The organism is Methanocorpusculum vombati (genome assembly GCF_026891935.1).
Taxonomy (GTDB): Archaea; Halobacteriota; Methanomicrobia; order Methanomicrobiales; family Methanocorpusculaceae; genus Methanocorpusculum; species Methanocorpusculum vombati.
Genome location: NZ_JAPTGC010000011.1, coordinates 1 through 17,045, shown reverse-complemented (window position 1 = coordinate 17,045; position 17,045 = coordinate 1). Strand labels below are relative to the sequence as shown.

General features: G+C 55.5%; 19 protein-coding genes. 12 read left to right on the top strand and 7 right to left on the bottom strand.

Features of this window, described 5'->3' with window-relative positions:
* Positions 1-51: 51 nt before the first annotated feature.
* Together nifU and nifS are read right to left on the bottom strand one after the other, a co-directional pair.
* Positions 52-486, bottom strand: coding sequence for a Fe-S cluster assembly scaffold protein NifU (gene nifU, locus O0S09_RS08060; RefSeq protein ID WP_268923456.1), 435 nt, complete (start codon positions 484-486; stop codon positions 52-54).
* A complete protein-coding gene (nifS, locus tag O0S09_RS08055) occupies positions 487-1,638 on the bottom strand; it encodes a cysteine desulfurase NifS (protein ID WP_268923496.1) in 1,152 nt (383 codons plus the stop codon).
* A 271-nt stretch (positions 1,639-1,909) separates the two neighbouring features.
* On the opposite strand from nifS, the gene O0S09_RS08050 reads away from it, so the two are divergent.
* The 3 genes from O0S09_RS08050 to O0S09_RS08040 are packed head-to-tail and all read left to right on the top strand — an operon-like array spanning position 1,910 to position 5,654.
* On the top strand, positions 1,910-3,067 hold the full coding sequence (locus tag O0S09_RS08050; RefSeq protein ID WP_268923455.1) for an LL-diaminopimelate aminotransferase: 1,158 nt from the start codon (positions 1,910-1,912) through the stop codon (positions 3,065-3,067).
* Position 3,068: 1 nt separating this feature from the next.
* Positions 3,069-4,370: a diaminopimelate decarboxylase gene (gene lysA / locus O0S09_RS08045; RefSeq protein WP_268923454.1), complete on the top strand. Its 1,302-nt coding sequence runs from the start codon at positions 3,069-3,071 to the stop codon at positions 4,368-4,370.
* Between the two features lie 3 nt (positions 4,371-4,373).
* On the top strand, positions 4,374-5,654 hold the full coding sequence (locus O0S09_RS08040; RefSeq protein ID WP_268923453.1) for a hypothetical protein: 1,281 nt from the start codon (positions 4,374-4,376) through the stop codon (positions 5,652-5,654).
* Position 5,655: 1 nt separating this feature from the next.
* On the opposite strand, the gene O0S09_RS08035 is transcribed toward O0S09_RS08040, so the two are convergent.
* A complete protein-coding gene (locus tag O0S09_RS08035) occupies positions 5,656-5,847 on the bottom strand; it encodes a hypothetical protein (RefSeq protein WP_268923452.1) in 192 nt (63 codons plus the stop codon).
* A gap of 167 nt (positions 5,848-6,014) precedes the next feature.
* Between O0S09_RS08035 and radA the strand changes: the two genes are divergently transcribed.
* Together radA and O0S09_RS08025 are read left to right on the top strand one after the other, a co-directional pair.
* Complete coding sequence (radA, locus tag O0S09_RS08030; protein ID WP_268923451.1) at positions 6,015-7,007, top strand: DNA repair and recombination protein RadA; 993 nt, start codon at positions 6,015-6,017, stop codon at positions 7,005-7,007.
* Positions 7,008-7,228: 221 nt separating this feature from the next.
* Positions 7,229-7,912, top strand: a complete 684-nt coding sequence (locus tag O0S09_RS08025; protein ID WP_268923450.1) for a phosphoglycolate phosphatase — start codon at positions 7,229-7,231, stop codon at positions 7,910-7,912.
* A gap of 56 nt (positions 7,913-7,968) precedes the next feature.
* On the opposite strand, the gene O0S09_RS08020 is transcribed toward O0S09_RS08025, so the two are convergent.
* The gene (locus tag O0S09_RS08020) at positions 7,969-8,220 is read right to left on the bottom strand and encodes a PRC-barrel domain-containing protein (protein WP_268923449.1); all 252 of its coding nucleotides are present in this window, start codon (positions 8,218-8,220) and stop codon (positions 7,969-7,971) included.
* A gap of 61 nt (positions 8,221-8,281) precedes the next feature.
* Positions 8,282-9,160 carry a CBS domain-containing protein gene (locus O0S09_RS08015; protein ID WP_268923448.1) on the bottom strand — a complete coding sequence of 293 codons (879 nt, stop codon included), beginning with the start codon at positions 9,158-9,160 and terminating at the stop codon, positions 8,282-8,284.
* Positions 9,161-9,213: 53 nt separating this feature from the next.
* Here O0S09_RS08015 and O0S09_RS08010 point away from each other — a divergent pair, with 53 nt between their 5' ends.
* The gene (locus O0S09_RS08010; RefSeq protein WP_268923495.1) at positions 9,214-10,236 is read left to right on the top strand and encodes an NOG1 family protein; all 1,023 of its coding nucleotides are present in this window, start codon (positions 9,214-9,216) and stop codon (positions 10,234-10,236) included.
* 231 nt (positions 10,237-10,467) lie between these two features.
* On the opposite strand, the gene O0S09_RS08005 is transcribed toward O0S09_RS08010, so the two are convergent.
* Positions 10,468-10,848, bottom strand: coding sequence for a HEAT repeat domain-containing protein (locus tag O0S09_RS08005; protein WP_268923447.1), 381 nt, complete (start codon positions 10,846-10,848; stop codon positions 10,468-10,470).
* A gap of 105 nt (positions 10,849-10,953) precedes the next feature.
* Here O0S09_RS08005 and O0S09_RS08000 point away from each other — a divergent pair, with 105 nt between their 5' ends.
* From O0S09_RS08000 to cobA, 6 genes are read left to right on the top strand one after another with little or no spacing between them, the layout of a single operon-like run.
* Positions 10,954-11,568 carry a precorrin-2 dehydrogenase/sirohydrochlorin ferrochelatase family protein gene (locus tag O0S09_RS08000; RefSeq protein ID WP_268923446.1) on the top strand — a complete coding sequence of 205 codons (615 nt, stop codon included), beginning with the start codon at positions 10,954-10,956 and terminating at the stop codon, positions 11,566-11,568.
* The gene (gene hemA / locus O0S09_RS07995; protein WP_268923445.1) at positions 11,568-12,845 is read left to right on the top strand and encodes a glutamyl-tRNA reductase; all 1,278 of its coding nucleotides are present in this window, start codon (positions 11,568-11,570) and stop codon (positions 12,843-12,845) included. Before O0S09_RS08000 ends, hemA begins: the two co-directional genes overlap by 1 nt.
* A complete protein-coding gene (gene hemB, locus O0S09_RS07990) occupies positions 12,824-13,798 on the top strand; it encodes a porphobilinogen synthase (protein ID WP_268923444.1) in 975 nt (324 codons plus the stop codon). Before hemA ends, hemB begins: the two co-directional genes overlap by 22 nt.
* On the top strand, positions 13,795-15,036 hold the full coding sequence (hemL, locus tag O0S09_RS07985; protein WP_268923443.1) for a glutamate-1-semialdehyde 2,1-aminomutase: 1,242 nt from the start codon (positions 13,795-13,797) through the stop codon (positions 15,034-15,036). The genes hemB and hemL overlap by 4 nt, the downstream gene beginning before the upstream one ends.
* Positions 15,030-15,926: a hydroxymethylbilane synthase gene (gene hemC, locus O0S09_RS07980; RefSeq protein WP_338148510.1), complete on the top strand. Its 897-nt coding sequence runs from the start codon at positions 15,030-15,032 to the stop codon at positions 15,924-15,926. Before hemL ends, hemC begins: the two co-directional genes overlap by 7 nt.
* Positions 15,923-16,678 (top strand): uroporphyrinogen-III C-methyltransferase, encoded by a 756-nt coding sequence (gene cobA, locus O0S09_RS07975; protein WP_268923442.1) that lies wholly within the window; start codon positions 15,923-15,925, stop codon positions 16,676-16,678. The genes hemC and cobA overlap by 4 nt, the downstream gene beginning before the upstream one ends.
* Before the next feature lie 65 nt (positions 16,679-16,743).
* On the opposite strand, the gene O0S09_RS07970 is transcribed toward cobA, so the two are convergent.
* The coding region (locus tag O0S09_RS07970; RefSeq protein WP_268923441.1) for a hypothetical protein at positions 16,744-17,045 on the bottom strand (302 nt) is incomplete at its 5' end.

Below are 17,045 nucleotides of genomic sequence, written 5' to 3'. Positions count from 1 at the left end.
CGGGACAGTGAGTGAGAGAAAAAATAGACGGCAGAAAAAAGATCTGCGGGATCACTCGCCGCAGGTGTCGCAGTCGTGACCGCAGGAGGAACACGATGCAGGTTCGCCCCAGGGTTCCCGGCCGTTTTTGACCAGATAATCATTAATCGCCTTGTGAATCGTCTCCTCCGCAAGGACCGAACAGTGCATTTTGATCGGCGGCAGACCATCAAGCGCTTCTGCAACCGCTTTATTGGAAAGCTGCCAGGCCTCTTCCAGAGTCTTGCCCTTGATCATCTCGGTCGCCATACTGCTGGAAGCAATTGCAGCCCCGCAGCCGAAGGTCTGGAACTTTGCGTCTACAATTCTGTCGTTCTCAACTTTCAGGTACATCTTCATGATATCGCCGCAGGAAGGGTTTCCTTCTTCGCCGACACCATTCGCATCTTCAATGACACCCACATTCCGCGGGTTCATGAAATGATCCATAACTTTTTCACTGTACATTTATCTCAGCTCCTCAGGGGTAAGGGGAGACATCGACCGGAGCTTGTGAATAATCTCCGGAAGTTTTTCCAGAACATACGAAACATCCTCCTCTGTGTTCAGCTCACCAAGAGTCAGACGAACCGACCCATGGGCAATTTCATGCGGAACGCCCATCGCCGTCAGCACATGGGACGGTTCAAGGGAAGCAGAGTTGCAGGCACTGCCGGTGGATGCACAGATGCCGAACATATTGAGCAGCAGCAGAATACCCTCTCCTTCGATGTACTCAAACGTGATGTTCACATTGTTCGGCAGACGCTTTGTCGGGTGACCGTTTAAGTGACTCGCCGGAATTTTGAGAAGTTCGGTAATCAGGTGATCCCGCAGAGCAGTCAGCCGTGCTGACTCCTGCGGCATCACGCGGACAGCCCGCTCAATCGCGGCACCGATACCAACAATGCCCGGGACATTCTCGGTTCCCGCACGGTGTTTACTCTCCTGGGCACCGCCGTGGATCAGATTTGAAATCCGCACGCCGCGCCGGATATAGAGTGCACCGATACCTTTCGGCCCGTAGAACTTATGCCCGGACAGCGAAAGCATATCGATGTGTTCGGCCTTTACATCAATCGGGACATGACCAACCGCCTGCACGGCATCGGTGTGGAAATAAATTCCGTGCGCTTTGGCAATTGCCCCGATCTCTGCAACCGGCTGGATGGTTCCAACCTCATTGTTGGCATACATGACGGAGATGAGGATCGTATCCGGACGAATCGCTTTCTCCACATCCGCAGGCGACACCATACCGTAGCGGTCCACCGGCAGATAGGTCACCTCAAAACCCTGGGACTGCAGCCACTCGGCTGCGTGCAGAATCGCGTGATGCTCGACTGCGGTAGTGATGATGTGTTTTCCTTTCCGGATATTGGCAAAGGCAACACCTTTGAGCACCCAGTTATCGGATTCAGAACCGCCGGCGGTAAAGTAAATCTCGTTTGGCTCCGCATTGATGGCCGCCGCAACCTTCGCACGAGCTGCATCAATTGCCGCTTTGTTCTCCTGGCCGATGCTGTACACCGACGACGGGTTGCCGAACTTTTCGGAGAAGTACGGAAGCATCGCCTCCACAACCTCCGGCGCCGCATATGTTGTTGCGGCATGATCCATATACACAATTTTCTTGTCCGTTCCGGTCACCTCGGCATATGCAATTCACGCTGTGAATTGAACTGATAGTAGTATATTGCTGTTCTTGTATTTGAAAAGATATGGATATGCAGGTAGTGACAATACAGAAGACCTCTCCGGTACTGTCTCTTTCCCCGCATCTTTCATTCCGCCGGCATACGGCACATCAGACACGCGGGTTACGTGTGGTCCGTGTTTTTCCGCGCGTATCCGTGACTCTTAACTATGTCAGAGTCTAACATACTTAGCGATGTACGCAAAACGCCTGGACAACTTACCACCCTATCTGTTTGCCCAGATCGACGCTATCAAAGCACAGAAACGTGCCGAAGGCGTTGACCTCATTGACCTCGGAGTAGGAGATCCCGACCTTGCGACTCCCGCACACATCGTTGATGCGCTGTGCGAAGCCGCCCGTGATCCGGCAACCCACCACTATCCCGACTATCTCGGCATGATCGAGTACCGCAAAGCGGTCGCCGCCTGGTACAAAAACCGGTTCGGCATCACCCTCGATCCTGCCAAAGAAGTTCTGGCACTCATCGGCTCCAAGGAGGGAATCGCACATATCCCTGAGGCGTTTGTAAACCCGGGAGACTACGTGCTTGCATCCGACCCGGGTTACCCCGTCTACAAGACCTCCACGCTCTTTGCCGAAGGAAAATGCTACAACATGCCGCTCCTTGAGGAAAACGATTTCCTTCCCGACTATGATGCAATCCCCAAAAACATTGTGGCCGGCGCAAAACTGATGTTCATCGGCTACCCGAACAACCCGACCGGCGCGGTAGCACCCATGAAATTCTTCAACGAAACCGTCGAGTTCGCCAAAAACAATGACATCATCGTCGTCCACGACAATGCATACTCGGAGATTTCCTACGACGGCTACAAGGCGCCCTCTTTCTTACAGGCAAGCGGTGCAATGGACGTCGGTATTGAGACGCATTCCCTCTCCAAAACCTATAACATGACCGGCTGGCGGATTGGCATGGCCGTCGGAAATGCCGACCTCATCGGTGCATTCGGCCGCGTCAAAACCAACATCGATTCGGGAGCGTTCGATGCAGTCCAGCGCGCCGCAATCGTGGCACTTACCGGCTCGCAGGACTGTGTCGCACATGCCTGTGCTATTTATCAGGAACGCCGCGACGCACTCGTTGCAGGCCTTCAGTCCCTCGGTTTCACCGTTCACGTTCCCAAAGCAACATTCTATGTCTGGATGAAGGTGAACAACTCCGTTGAGTTCACCCAGAGAATGATCAACGAAGCAGGCATCGTTGTTACCCCCGGAACCGGCTTTGGTCCGAATGGTGAAGGTTACGTCCGCTTCGCCATCACCCGCCCGGTAGAACGCATCAGCGAAGCCATTGCCCGCATGAAAGAACACAACATCACCGGTAACTGAAATGAATCTTCCCGAATCACTTTCCATTCAGGGCGGCCACCTCTACTGCGGCGGCGTTGATACCGTAGAGCTTGCAAAAAAATTCGGTACCCCGCTCTACGTCACCAACGAAACCCATGTAATCAAAAACTTCCGCCGCTTTGAAGCAGCCCTCAGAACATATACGGACAACGTCCAGCTGCTCTATGCCGCAAAAGCAAATGAAAATCCGGTCCTCATCCAGACCCTCGCACGCGAGGGTGCAGGGGCAGATGTCTTCTCCTTAGGTGAGATGCGTGCGGCCCTGGAAGGCGGTATGCCTCCGGAAAAACTGCTTTTCAACGGCAGTTCCAAGACCGCTGCCGATCTCCGGGCGGCAGTTGAACACGGGATCAAAATCTCCGTGGACTCCGTTGACGAACTTCATCAGCTCGATGCCATCACCAGAGAGATGAAGAAGACCGCAAAAATCGGATTCCGTGTTAATCCGGAGATCAACGTCCCGACCCATCCGAAGATTGCAACCGGTATCAAAAACAGCAAGTTCGGCATTCCGGCAGAGATGATCCTTGACGCCTACGCCGAAGCGCTTGCCTGCGAGTACATCGTTCCGGTCGGCATGCACTGCCATATCGGGTCACAGATTCTGGAGATAGAGCCGTTCAGAATCGCCTGCGGTGTCATTATGAATGTGGCAAAAGAGATCACCCGACTCGGTGTCAAACTGGAGTTTGTGGATTTCGGCGGAGGTCTTGGCATTCCGTATCACCGCGGGGAAAACCCGGATGCAGCCCCGACTCCGGAGGAGTACGCCGCAGCGGTCATGCCCGTTTTCGTGGATGCCTGTAAAGATGCCGGCATCTCGCCTGCATTCTGGGTCGAACCCGGACGCTGGATGGTCGGCGAATCCACCATTCTGCTGACCGGTGTCAACTCGGTCAAGACTGTCCACAAGACCTTTATCAACGTGGATGCGGGATTCAATCTTCTGATCCGTCCGGCAATGTATGATTCCTGGCACGAAGTGGTGGTGGCAAACAAGGCCGACGCACCTGCAGCGATCATCGCAACCGTTACCGGCCCAATTTGCGAGACCGGCGACATTCTTGCCGCTGACCGGAGCCTTCCGGAGACCGTGACCGGTGATGTTATCGCGGTTCTGGATGCAGGAGCATACGGCTATGCCATGTCTTCGCAGTACAACAGCCGTCCGCGGTGTCCGGAAGTCCTTGTCAACGGCGATAAAGCCGAACTGATGCGCCGCGCCGAAACCTACGAGGACATGACGGCTACCGTCGTGTATCCGTCCTGGCACAGGAAGTAAGTCATGCACTATGCGCTCGTCTCCGATCTCTTGACCAAAGAGGAGTTTGACGAGCGGGTAGAAACCAAATGCGAAGAGCTCGGCGGTGCGGTTGATGAAATCTGCGCCGCCATGCTCGTTGTTGAGGAGTTGGGGCGCAGCCACATAAAAATCGGCGAGATTAAAAATACCGCTACGGCCCTCGTATCTTTTTTCGGAAAAATTCTTGAGATAACTCCACCCCGCGAGTTCAAACGCGACGGCGAAGACCGGGAACCGGGACTGGTGGCATCCCTCGTCCTTGGAGATCCGACCGGTACCGTAAAGATGACGCTGTGGGATGCAATGGCTGCAGCCGTTCCGGAGCTTGAGGTCGGGTCGGTTCTTGAGGTGATCGCAAAACCGCGGCCCGGTTACCGGAACGAGGTGACCTGCGCGGCGCTCAGACCGAGTCAGGTCACCATCGTGGAGACGAAGAAACCGCCGAAGTCTGAAACGATGAAGATCCCTCTGGCGGTAAAAGTGCTCCATATAGGATCGGTCCGCGAGATCACCCGCCGTGACGGATCCCTGTCCGAGCTTCAGGAGATTCTTGTAGGCGATCCGTCCGGAACGGCCCGCATCATTACCTGGGAACCGGAACTGTTCGCGGATCTGGAGGAGGGGGTGTCGGTAAGTTTTGCCGGACTCACCCGAAAAGAGGATGAGGATTCGGTTGAGTACGTCGCAGGCGACGGTGTGGTGATAACGCCGCACGCAGAACCGATCGAGGTTCTCACCTGCGATGCAGGCGATGTCACCGAAGGCCAGACGTCGGTGGTGACCGGGGTTGTGCGATCCGTCTCGCCCATCCGGACGTTTACCACTCGCCGGGGAACCGAGTCACGGGTGAAGAACGTCAAGGTCGGCAGCGAGACCGGATACGGATACGTAAACGTTGCATGCTGGAATGAAGCTGCGGATACGGCAGTGTTTGCCGGTGACAGGATTGAGGTTGTCAATGCACCGGCAAAGCTGAACAAGTACGGGGATGTGGAGCTTTCCGTCGGTCGCGGTGCGATTCTGCGGGAGCGGGAAGAGGAGGGTGTCTATACCGAGGTTGAGGGATTTGTTGTCCCCCGGTGCGAGGGAATGACAATTGACGATGGAACACAGGCCTTTCTGCTGGTAACCGATATGCCGCTTGCCCCGGCGGCCTGTATCCGGGCCAGAGGTATCTGTAAAAACTCCCGGCTGTATGCGGAGAGTGTGGAAGTGGTGCGGGTTTCGGCAGCCGATCTGAAGGATCGGCTGCGCAATCTGTGATCTATTTTTGTACTCCGATGTTTTCTTTGATTCTCCGTTTTGCGTATGCGACGAATGCATCGCGGCACTCGGGGGAGGAGAGGAAGTCATACGCGATCTGTTCGATTACGGGACCGATAACCGGATTTTTGGCGAGATCGCCTGCAGTACTGAGCAAGGCTGATTTGAAGGATGAGTCCTCCGCAGGTGTCATGATGGAATCGTAAGGGGGATATGGATAAATCTGTATGGATGCTGACAGGGGAGAGGGGACCACCGTACTTCGTACGGAGGGCACTTTCACACCGCGCGGTCAGGGGTTTATATGCCGCAAATGTCGATCTAATAGTATATCTCAACAATACGAAGGAGACAGAAGATATGACAGCAGCTGATATTGAGGACATTCCCGGAGTCGGACCGGCAACCGCCGACCGTCTCCGTGAGGCAGGGTACATAACCGTTGAAAGTATTGCAACCGCAGCACCGGTTGATCTCTCCGAGGCTGCCGAGCTTGGCGAGTCAACGGCGAAAAAGATCATCAAGGCAGCCCGTGAAATCGCTGATATCGGAGGATTCAAGACCGGTACGGATGTTCTTGCACGCAGACAGGAGGTTCTCAAGCTCAGTACGTTCGTCCCCGAGGTGGATGAACTTCTGGGAGGCGGTATTGAGACACAGGCCATTACCGAGTTTTATGGCGAGTTCGGTTCCGGAAAGTCGCAGATTGTCCACCAGCTTGCAGTGAACTGCCAGCTTCCCCAGGAAGTGGGCGGCCTTAGCGGCAGCTGCCTCTACATCGATACGGAGAACACGTTCCGCCCGGAGCGTATAGAACAGATGGTGGCAGGTCTTGAGTTTGAAAAGCCGCTTCCCGAAGGATATGAGATTCCGTCGGCGGAAACGTTCCTTGCAAACATCCATGTTGCCCGTGCCCACAGTTCGGATCACCAGATGCTTCTGATTGATTCTGCACGGGATCTGGCGAATGAACTCAAAGAGACGGATATGCCGGTCAAGCTGATCATTGTGGACTCTCTGACCGGTCTCTTCCGTGCCGAGTATGCAGGCCGCGGTACCCTTGCCGGACGTCAGCAGAAGCTCAACCGCCATCTGCATGATCTCTTCAAGCTCGTTGATGAACTGAATGCGGTTGCCATCGTCACGAATCAGGTCATGTCCAACCCCGGTGTTTTCTTCGGCGATCCGACAAAACCGATCGGCGGCAATATCGTCGGTCACTCGGCAACATTCCGTCTCTACCTCAGGAAGAGTAAGGCAGGCAAACGTATTGCCCGGCTCGTGGACAGCCCGAACCTCCCTGAGGGAGAGGCTACCTTCATGGTTGAGACCGCAGGTATCAAACCCTGCTGAACAGCCACGCGGCGGGTATTATCCCGGAAAAAACCCGCAGAAAAACAGAGGCAGAGTCATCCGCTTCCAAAGAGCATCTCTGCCAGTGTTTTTTTTTGCGAGCGATTCATCATATCGTGTCCGGTAACTTGAAGAGGGTCAGGAGAATCGCACGAAAAAAGGAGGCAGGATAATGCTTCCCGCGGAAACACTAAAACCCTGCCGGCCCCAATATATTTTTCATGCCCAAAGCCTTCGTCACCGATATCGACGGAACGCTCACCGATGATCGGCGGCGCCTCTCAATGCATGCCGTGGAAGAGATCCGTCGTCTGGTGGATACAGATATTCCGGTGGTTCTGGCATCCGGCAATACCGTCTGTTTTATTGATGCTTTATCCAAAATGATCGGAACAGATGGTGACATCATTGCAGAAAACGGCGGAGTGTACCGTCATGGATATACCGGAACGCGCCATGCCGAGGGTGATCGCGAACTTTGTCTTGTTGCTTACCAGAAAATCATTGATCATTTTCAGCCGAAAGGAGAGGAGCTGCGGCTCTACAGCAGCGAGTACCGGTACTCTGATGTTGCCTTTGCCCGTGATGTGGATGCAGGCGAGGTAAGCCGCCTCCTTGCAGGAATGCCGGTGCAGGTCGTAGATACCGGTTTTGCCATCCATCTCCAGCCGCCGGGACTTTCCAAGGGAGCAGCTCTTGCAAAACTCGCAAAACTCATGGGCCTTACCCCTGCTGATTTTCTTGCCGCAGGCGATTCGGTTAACGATGTTTCCATGCTCAAATCAGCAGGTATAGCTGTGGTTCCGGCAAATGCAAGCCCCGAAGCGCGGGCAGCAGCAGACGATATCATGGACAAACCCTTTGGGGAAGGAACAGCCGAGGCCCTCGCCAGGTACTTTCCCTGAAAAATGATTCTGAAGAGTATTCTCCTAAAAACGCAGGAGAATCTGTTGATATTTTTTTACCGCAGCATATAGCGGTCCACCACGATGAAGTCCGTGATGTCTTTAACCGCCTCAAACGGCAGGGTAATTGCGTCTCCGTCCAGTTTGTAACCGGATGCATCAAATGTCTGATCCGGACGCACGACGAGATTCAGCAGCTGCCCGGTTACACTGTCAAAAGTGATGTTCTTGATCTGTCCGATAATTTTTCCGTCGGTGCTCATCACTCTCTTTTTGCGGATCGAATGGGTAAACTGCTCACTCTTCATAGTAATCAGTAGATTTTATTGATAACGAAAGTATATATCCGTTTTGAATACAACGGGTGGTTCAAAGGGTGGGAAACACCCGGATAATATCCGAATGGGTAAGAATACCAATCGGTTTTCCCTCCTCGGTTACGATTACCCGACCGATGTCCTGTTCTTTGAATCTGCGGATAACCTCATACAGCCGCATATCTCCGGGGATGGTAACAACATTGCGGACCATGATCTCTGCAATCGGGGAGTCCATCGCAACGCCCCGGTCGATCGCTGAAACAATGTCTGTCAGGGTGACAATCCCCAGAAGCTGACATCCTTCAATTACCGGCGCACCGTGAATTCTCCGCTGCAACAGCGTTTTCATTACGTAGGCAACGGTCATGTCCGTTTCCAGCGCGATGAGGGGGGCGGTCATGTACTCACGGATGGGAAGTTTCGGCAGGGATGTCATCTCCGACGTTGAGATGAGAAGGGCACTGTTGATCTCATCTTTGCCAAACACTTCGCCTTTGATGAGCAGTTTGTTCACCGGTGTCGGGCCTATGGTCACTTTGTCGCCTACGTCAAAGATACGAACGTTGCCGATTACTTTGATCAGCGCATGACAGAGGTCTGCGTGCGTCAGGGTGGTGAAGTCGATCTCGTTTACGCGCACACCGTCAATCATCTCGCCGTTGCGGAGAATAGCTACCTCGCTCTCCGAATCGTCGGCAGTAACGTTGAGTTCACTGTAGGCGCGGGAGGTCGGGTGGTATCCTCCTTTTGGTCCGGGGACTCCGTCCACCAGACCCAGCGCTTTGAGGGCCTGCATCTGATTGCGGACCGTTCCGGGGTTGCGCCTGATAATATCGGCAATATCTTCCCCTTTTATCGGATGCGAATATTGATGATAAAGCGAGATAAGTGTAATAAGGATATCTTTTTGGATCAGCGACAAATCCATACTGATTGTTCAGACCGCCACCCTAATAAAGAAATCGAGTGAATCAGGCAACTATGTACTTTGACAATATTCCTACAATACCCACGGCCGATGAACTGCTGGATCGCAGTTTCCGGCGTGCCGCAAAGAAAATGCGGGAAAAAAATAATAAGAACCGCGCGAACGAAGATTTTGTCCGTGCCATTACGCAGGCAACCCATGATAAGCTGGTAAGTATCATCCAGAGTTTCCCTGAGTTTGAACAGCTCCCGCCGTTCTATCGCGATCTTTGCGATATCCTCTTCGGCATGGATAATCTCCGCCAGGCACTCGGCATGGTGGGCTGGGCGGCAAAGAATGTGCGTGATGTCGGAGGAGGAATCTCCCGCAGCATGCGGCGTGCCGATCCTTTAACCGAACGTAAGCGTGCGGTCGCCCGCATTGCATCCATTGTGCACCGTGCAGATGATGCGCTCCGGTACCTGAATGATGTGCGAAACGTGCTCCGCAAACTTCCCGTCATTAGTACGGATGAGTTTACTATCGTGGTTGCCGGGTACCCGAACGTCGGCAAGTCGTCCTTTATCCGGCTGGTATCCAGTGCCGAGCCGGAGATTGCATCGTATCCCTTTACTACGAAGGGGGTGGTTGTTGGTCACCGGAATGCGGAGCGGAGAAAACGGATTCAGTTTATTGATACGCCGGGTCTGCTTGACCGTACCGAGGAGGAGCGCAACGCCATTGAGAAGCAGGCACTCAACGCTCTTGTGTATGTTGCGGATCTGGTGCTGTTTGTGATCGATGCAAGTGAACACTGCGGCTATTCGGTTGAGGCGCAGGAGAAACTCCGCGAGGAGATTGCAGGAATTGTTACGGTTCCGATGCTGACCGTGGTAAACAAGGCCGATATCAAAAAGACGGAGGACCGTTTCAACATGTCAACGGTCACGGGCGAGGGTGTGGAGGAGGTTCTTGCGGAGCTGCTCCGGCAGCGGATGGAGATGATGCAGGATGAGGTGGTGGATATCAGATCCGAACTGCCGGTGCCGGAGATGAAACGCCGCGGGGGACGATCTGAGACGAAAACCGACTACTAACTTTTTTTTCATAGACCATCCACGGGGTCTCTGCGGGACGGGGGACGGACGGGATTTTCATCCTGCACTGACTCCGGAAAAACGTCCCTGTGGTTTTTTATTGATTGTGTACTGCTGAGTGGTGAGTAGGCAGGATGAAAAACAGCCACGCAACAGCACACGAAGCCCGGGACGAAGCCCGGCCTCCTTTTTCCCGTTTTTGCACCGCAGCGGCCGGTACGCCCGCCGGGATCAGGAAAGATCTGCCGCAATTTTCCCTGCAATCCTCCGCACGAACGGATTTTCATCCTCCTGCATCCGGATCACATCAGGAAGAGCGCGGGAATCTCCAAGAATCCCCAGCCCTTTCACCGCCATGTACCGCACATGATCGCGGGGATCGGAAAGCATCCGGAGCAGCACCGGAAAAGCCTCCGGCTGTCTCGTCATCCCGATGATCTCACAGGCACGGTAGCGGACAACCCAGGACACATCCGCAAGCAGCGGGACCGCCGCCGCAAACCCTTCCATCCCGCGGCTGCCAAGCTCCTTCGCCGCCGCATTGCGCACCGCCTTATCCTCAGCATAGAGCAGACGCACCAGGTCCGCTGAACTCTTCTCTGCATCACTCATACTACAACATACGAATGCAGAACTATTTCACACTATGGATTTCCTCCCTCCTCTCAGTATGAAATACAGCATCTTAAAGTAACACGCAAACCCACATAACTACCAATGATTCCGCTGATGCTTGATCTCTCCGCAAAGCGCATCCTCATCTTTGGTGCAGGAGCGGTCGGCGTTCGCAAAGCCCGCCATTTTACCGGCTGCCGGATGACCGTCGTCTCGCGCAGCATCTCCCCGGACGTCTTTTCTCTTCCCCAGACCTCCATCAAACAGATGGACGTTGCGGATATCGAAGACGACAACCTCCGAACCCTCATCGAAAAGCACGACATCATCATCGCCGCGCTCTCCGATACCGGGCAGAATGAACGCATCATCCGCCTCGCAAAAACCGCGGAAAAATGGTACAACTGTGCAACCAGCGACGACGCAAACTTCCTCATCCCCTCAACCGTTCAGGGAAAAGAGTACACCATTGCAGTCTCCACCTCAGGCCGTGCCCCCGCAGTCCCGCGCTGCATCCGTGAAGACCTTGAAGAAAGGTATCAGGGACTCGACAACATGATCCTGCTGCTTGCCTCCCTGCGCGAACGGCTGAAGGAAACCGTTCCCGACCAGGAAAAACGTGCGGAAATCCTCAGGAACATTCTTCACGACGAAACCATCCGGCAGAGATGCCGGGAAAACAAAAATGCAGACGACCTTGTCGCAGGATACCTCTGATGCCGGACACCGGACTTCTCACGCCGGTCGCCATCGCCGGAATTGATCACACCATCCTTGACCAGAACCAGCTTGCCGGATACCGGTTTGCAGACGAAACATCCTTCCTTACCGACTCCCGGCAGCACTTCAAAGGAGTCATCCTTTTACAGACCTGCAACCGCGTCGAAATCCTCGTGCATGGCACCGGAGCCGCACTCACCGACTACCTCCACAGCCTCGGACGTACCGGATTTACCCTCTACGAAGGAGACGCCGCCCTGCGTCATCTCCTCGCCCTTGCCGCCGGAACCAAATCCATGATCATCGGCGAAGACCAGATCCTCGGCCAGCTCAAACGCGCCCTCCTGCTCGCCAGCGAATGCGGCACCACTGACCCCGTCACTGACATCTGCATCAACACCGCCATCCACGCAGGCGTTGACATCCGTGCCGCAACCCACATCAACCGCGGCGCAGTCTCTATCGGCTCAGCTGCAGTCCGGCTTGCTGAAGAACTGCTCGGCAGTCTCGACGGCCGCAACATCCTCGTCGTCGGCGGCGGTGAAATGGGAAAACTGGTCACTCAGGCACTCGCAGAAAAAAATCTGCGGGCAATCTATGTAACCAACCGCACCTACAACCACGCCGTAGAACTTGCCCAGGAGATCGGCGGTCGTGCCATGCGCATGGACCAGCTCTACCCCTGCATCGCCCTCTCCGACGTCGTCATCTCCTGCACGGCAGCCCCGCACGCAATTATTACCGCAGAACCGCTTGCCGCCACCATGAACGAACGGTTCTGGCCGCTCGACCCGACCCCGCGAAAACTCATTCTCATCGACATCGCCCAGCCCCGCGACACCGACGACGCCTGCCGCGGTATCCCCGGCGTCCACCTCTTTACCATCGACGACCTGCGCTCCGTCTCAGAAAAAAACATGGAACACCGCAAAGACGAAGCCGCCCATGCTGGTGAACTGATCGAACAGTACCTGCCTGAATTCATCCGGCTCTACAACCGTACCGCCGCAGGTGATCTGATCGCAGGACTTTATACTTGGGCAGAGTCAATCCGTGTACGAGAACGTGATAAGGCGCTCGGAAAGCTGGACTCTCCCGACCCCCGCACGCTCGCTGTGATCGATGATCTGACCCGCGTCCTGACAAAAAAACTTCTTGCCGACGCCACCCTCTCAATTCGGGCGAGCGCCGAGTGTACCGATATCACAACAGCCCGGAAACTGGTTGATGCAATTACCCGTGGTGAACAAGTATGTTTCCTCAAACACGATTAAGACGGCTGAGAAGACAGAGCCTGCGTCCTCTGTTTACCGAAACCCAAGTAACGCGCAATGATCTTATTATGCCCCTGTTCTTTGTGGAAGGAGCAGCGGACAAAGTCCCCATCACCTCCATGCCCGGCCAGTACCGCTGGCCGCTCTCCGCTGCCGCCGACGTTGCCAAAGATCTCGCCAAAGACGGCATCAAAGCTGTGATCCTCTTCGGCATTCCGAAAACCAAGGACGCCGTTGCAAGCTCGGCCTTTGCCGCGGACGGTGTCATTCAGGAAGCAACCCGCGCAATCAAAGCGGCGGTTCCCGACATGGTAGTAATCACCGACCTCTGCGCCTGTGAATACACCGATCACGGCCACTGCGGCATCATTCACGAATCCTGCGACGGCCCGGACCTGGACAACGACGCATCCCTTGCCCTCATGCAGAAGATCGCCGTCAGTCAGGCCGCCGCGGGAGCCGACATGGTTGCACCCTCCTGCATGCTGGACGGCATGGTCATGGCCATCCGCGAAGCACTGGACTCTGCCGGATACGAATATATCCCCATCATGTCCTACTCCACCAAATTTGCCTCCGCCCTCTACGGCCCCTTCCGGGAAGCGGCGGACTCCGGCTTCTCCTTCGGCGACCGGTCCACCTATCAGATGAACCCCGCAAACGGCCGTGAAGCGCTCCGTGAATCACTGCTGGACAAAGAGGAAGGTGCAGACATTCTGATGGTCAAACCCGCAAGCTTCTATCTGGACGTACTTGCGCAGGTTAAGGAACTCGGTCTTCCCACCGCCGCCTACCAGGTATCAGGCGAGTACTCAATGATCAAAGCCGCCGCACAAAACGGATGGATTGATGAAAAACGGATTGTAATGGAATCCCTGACAAGTATCAAACGTGCGGGAGCGGATCTGATCATCACCTACTATGCGCAGGACGTTGCGAGGTGGCTGGCATGAGCAACAGCGAGACACTGTTTAACGAGGCAAAAACCCTGCTGCCGGGCGGCGTCTCCAGTCCGGTACGGGCAATCAAACCGTACCCCTTCTATGTGAAAAGCGCAAAAGGCGCGGTACTGACAACCGTCGAAGACACAAATCTTGTGGACTGCTGCCTTGGCTACGGCCCGCTGCTCCTCGGACACGCCAACTCGGTGATTAAAGCCGCAATCTCCTCGCAGCTGGACAACGGCTGGCTGTACGGCACACCAACGGAACTGGAGATCGATCTTGCAAAACGGATCTGCGGCGATCATCCGTCAATGGACATGCTCCGGTTCGTCTCAACCGGAACGGAGGCCACGATGGCAGCGCTCCGGCTCGCCCGCGGGTTCACCGGAAAGACCGACATCGTCAAGGTGGAAGGCGGTTTCCACGGTGCGCATGACGCGGTGCTGATTGCCGCAGGTTCGGGCGCAACAACGCACGGCACGCCCGACTCGGCTGGTGTTCTTCCCGACTTTGCGGCGCACACGCGGCAGGTTCCCTACAATGATCCCGAAGCCCTTGAGGAGCTGTTGTCGAAGAACGACAACATCGCCGCATTCATCATCGAGCCGGTGATGGGAAACATCGGCCCGATCCTCCCTGACGACGGATACCTCAAAGCTGTTCGTGAAATTACCGCGGCGCATGATGTTCTCCTTATCTTCGATGAAGTGATCACCGGATACCGGCTCGGTATCGGCGGTGCGCAGGTGAAGTTTGACATCCGGCCCGACCTGACCACCCTGGGAAAGATTGCAGGCGGCGGTCTGCCGATCGGAGTGTTCGGCGGACGACGGGAGATACTGGAGATGATCTCTCCGGCAGGACCGGTGTACAATGCGGGCACGTTCAACGCAAACCCGGCAACAATGGCCGCGGGAATTGCGATGAACAAATATCTGCACATGCACGAGGACATCTACGCAAAACTGGACGAAAGAACGCGGCAGATTGAAGAGGCTGTTTCGTCGAAGGCGTCGGGAACCTTTGTGCGGATGGGATCGATGTTCAAGTACTTCTTCCGCAGTTCCGCGCCCCGCAACTACACGGAGGCAAAACAGTGCGATACGGATGCGTTCCGCAGGTTCTGGGAAAAAGCACTCTCCGCCGGCGTGTTCCTGCCGCCGTCGCAGTTTGAGACGAACTTCCTCTCAACCGCCCACGGGGAATCGGAAATGACAAAACTTGTGCAGGTGTATAGTCAATGCTGAACGTGCGGATAGGTACCCGCGGCAGCAAGCTGGCGCTTGCACAGACCAATAATGTGCTCGGACTTCTCACGGAAGCTGGTGTTCCTGCCGAATCGCAGATAATTACCACCTCCGGCGATGCGGTGCTTGACCGCGGTCTGCATCAGATCGGGGGACAGGGCGTGTTTGTCCGCGAGCTGGACAATGCGATTCTGCGCGGCGAGATCGACGCGGCAGTGCACAGTATGAAGGATATTCCGGCCGAACGCCCGGACGGGCTGATCACGGCGGCGATTCTTCCCCGTGACCCGCCGTATGATTTTTTTGTGTTTAACCGTCCGGTGGAGGAGATCTACTCGGTGGGGACGTCAAGTACCCGGCGGCGTGCACAGCTTCTCCGGTATTATCAGTGCATGCCGCAGGTGCGGGTTGAGCCGCTGCGGGGCAATGTGGATACCCGGCTTTCCAAGCTGAATGACGGTCTCTACGATGCGATTGTGCTTGCGGAGGCCGGTCTGGTGCGGCTCGGCTATCATGTGAACGGGGTACGGCTGCCGGCGGATCAGTTTGTGCCGTCGCCGAATCAGGGGACGGTTGCGGTGGTCTGCCGCGACACGCCGGAGCTCCGGGAGGTGTTTGCGCCGCTGAATGATCCGCAGACCGCGTTTGATACGGGGGTGGAACGCCGGGTAATGGAGCAGGTGGGCGGCGGCTGTTTTACGCCGCAGGGCATTTTCTGCCGCAATGGTCACCTGATCGCGGAGGTTCTGTCGCTGGACGGCACCCGCAGTGACCGTATCGTGGAGACGGTCACAAGCTTTGAGGAGGCAACGGAGATCGGCATACAGTTCCGCGAAATTGCATCCGAACTTATTGAGGAGGCAAGGACTGCCCTCGGGTTGAAATCATGACAGGTAAAGTGTATTTGGTGGGGTCCGGGCCGGGAGGCCTCGGACTTCTGACGGCAAAGGCGCGTGAGGTTATCGATTCAGCGGATGTGATTCTGTATGATCAGCTGCCGGGTGAAGAGGTGTTGTCCACGCTTCCGGCGTCGGCTGAGAAGATTGATGTCGGCAAGTATGGCGGATGCCACACGATGAAGCAGGCGGATATTGAAGCGCTGCTGGTTGCAAAGGCACAGGCCGGGGGAACGGTTGTGCGGCTGAAAGGCGGTGATCCGTTTATGTTCGGCCGCGGCGGTGAGGAGATGGAAACGCTCCGCGAGCACGGTATTGCCGTTGAGGTGGTGCCCGGGGTGACGAGCGGGATTGCGGTTCCTGAGTGTGTCGGCATTCCGGTGACGCATCGGTCGTGGGCAAGTCAGGTGACGTTTGTCACCGGTCACGAGGATCCCGAAAAGGAGGTTTCCTCCATTGACTGGAAGTGGCTTGCAGGAAGCCCCGGGACGATTGTAATCTTTATGGGCGTCAAAAATCTCCCGGTCATCGCGGAACTTCTGATCGAAAACGGCAAGACACCGGAGACGAAGATTGCAGTGATCGAACGCGGGTTCCGGAAGGATCAGCGGGTGACATGTGCGACGCTTGCAGACATCGGTGAGGTTGCAGGCCGCGTCGGGGTAAAGCCTCCGGCGATCATCGTGATCGGCGAGGTGGTAAGTCTGTACCGCGACGGTTCCGAAGGTGCCTGGGCCCAGTGGTGAATTTTTTAGAAAAATATTGAGAATTTCTATTTACCCTTCTTTTTGATCTAACCTGCTATACTGAGTTAAAACTTCACGAACTTGCTGGTAAAAATCTGAGAATGTCTATCAACCTTTTTTTCTGGCGAAGCTGTAGGTGAGTTCGTGGTGAGTGGGATACCTGAAAAAGGAAAACGCAGATAACGCAGATGCGTCGCTGCGCTCCGCTGAGTCGCAAGCCCCAAGGTCTTGCTCCGCTCCCCACTTCGTGGGTCGCCTTCGCTCGTCGCATTTGCTCTTCGTCGCTCGCCATCCCGCCCAGAGCTGGGCGGGCGGCGTTGCTGTCGCAAGCGCGACGGCAAATGCTCGCGAAGCTCCCACTCATCCC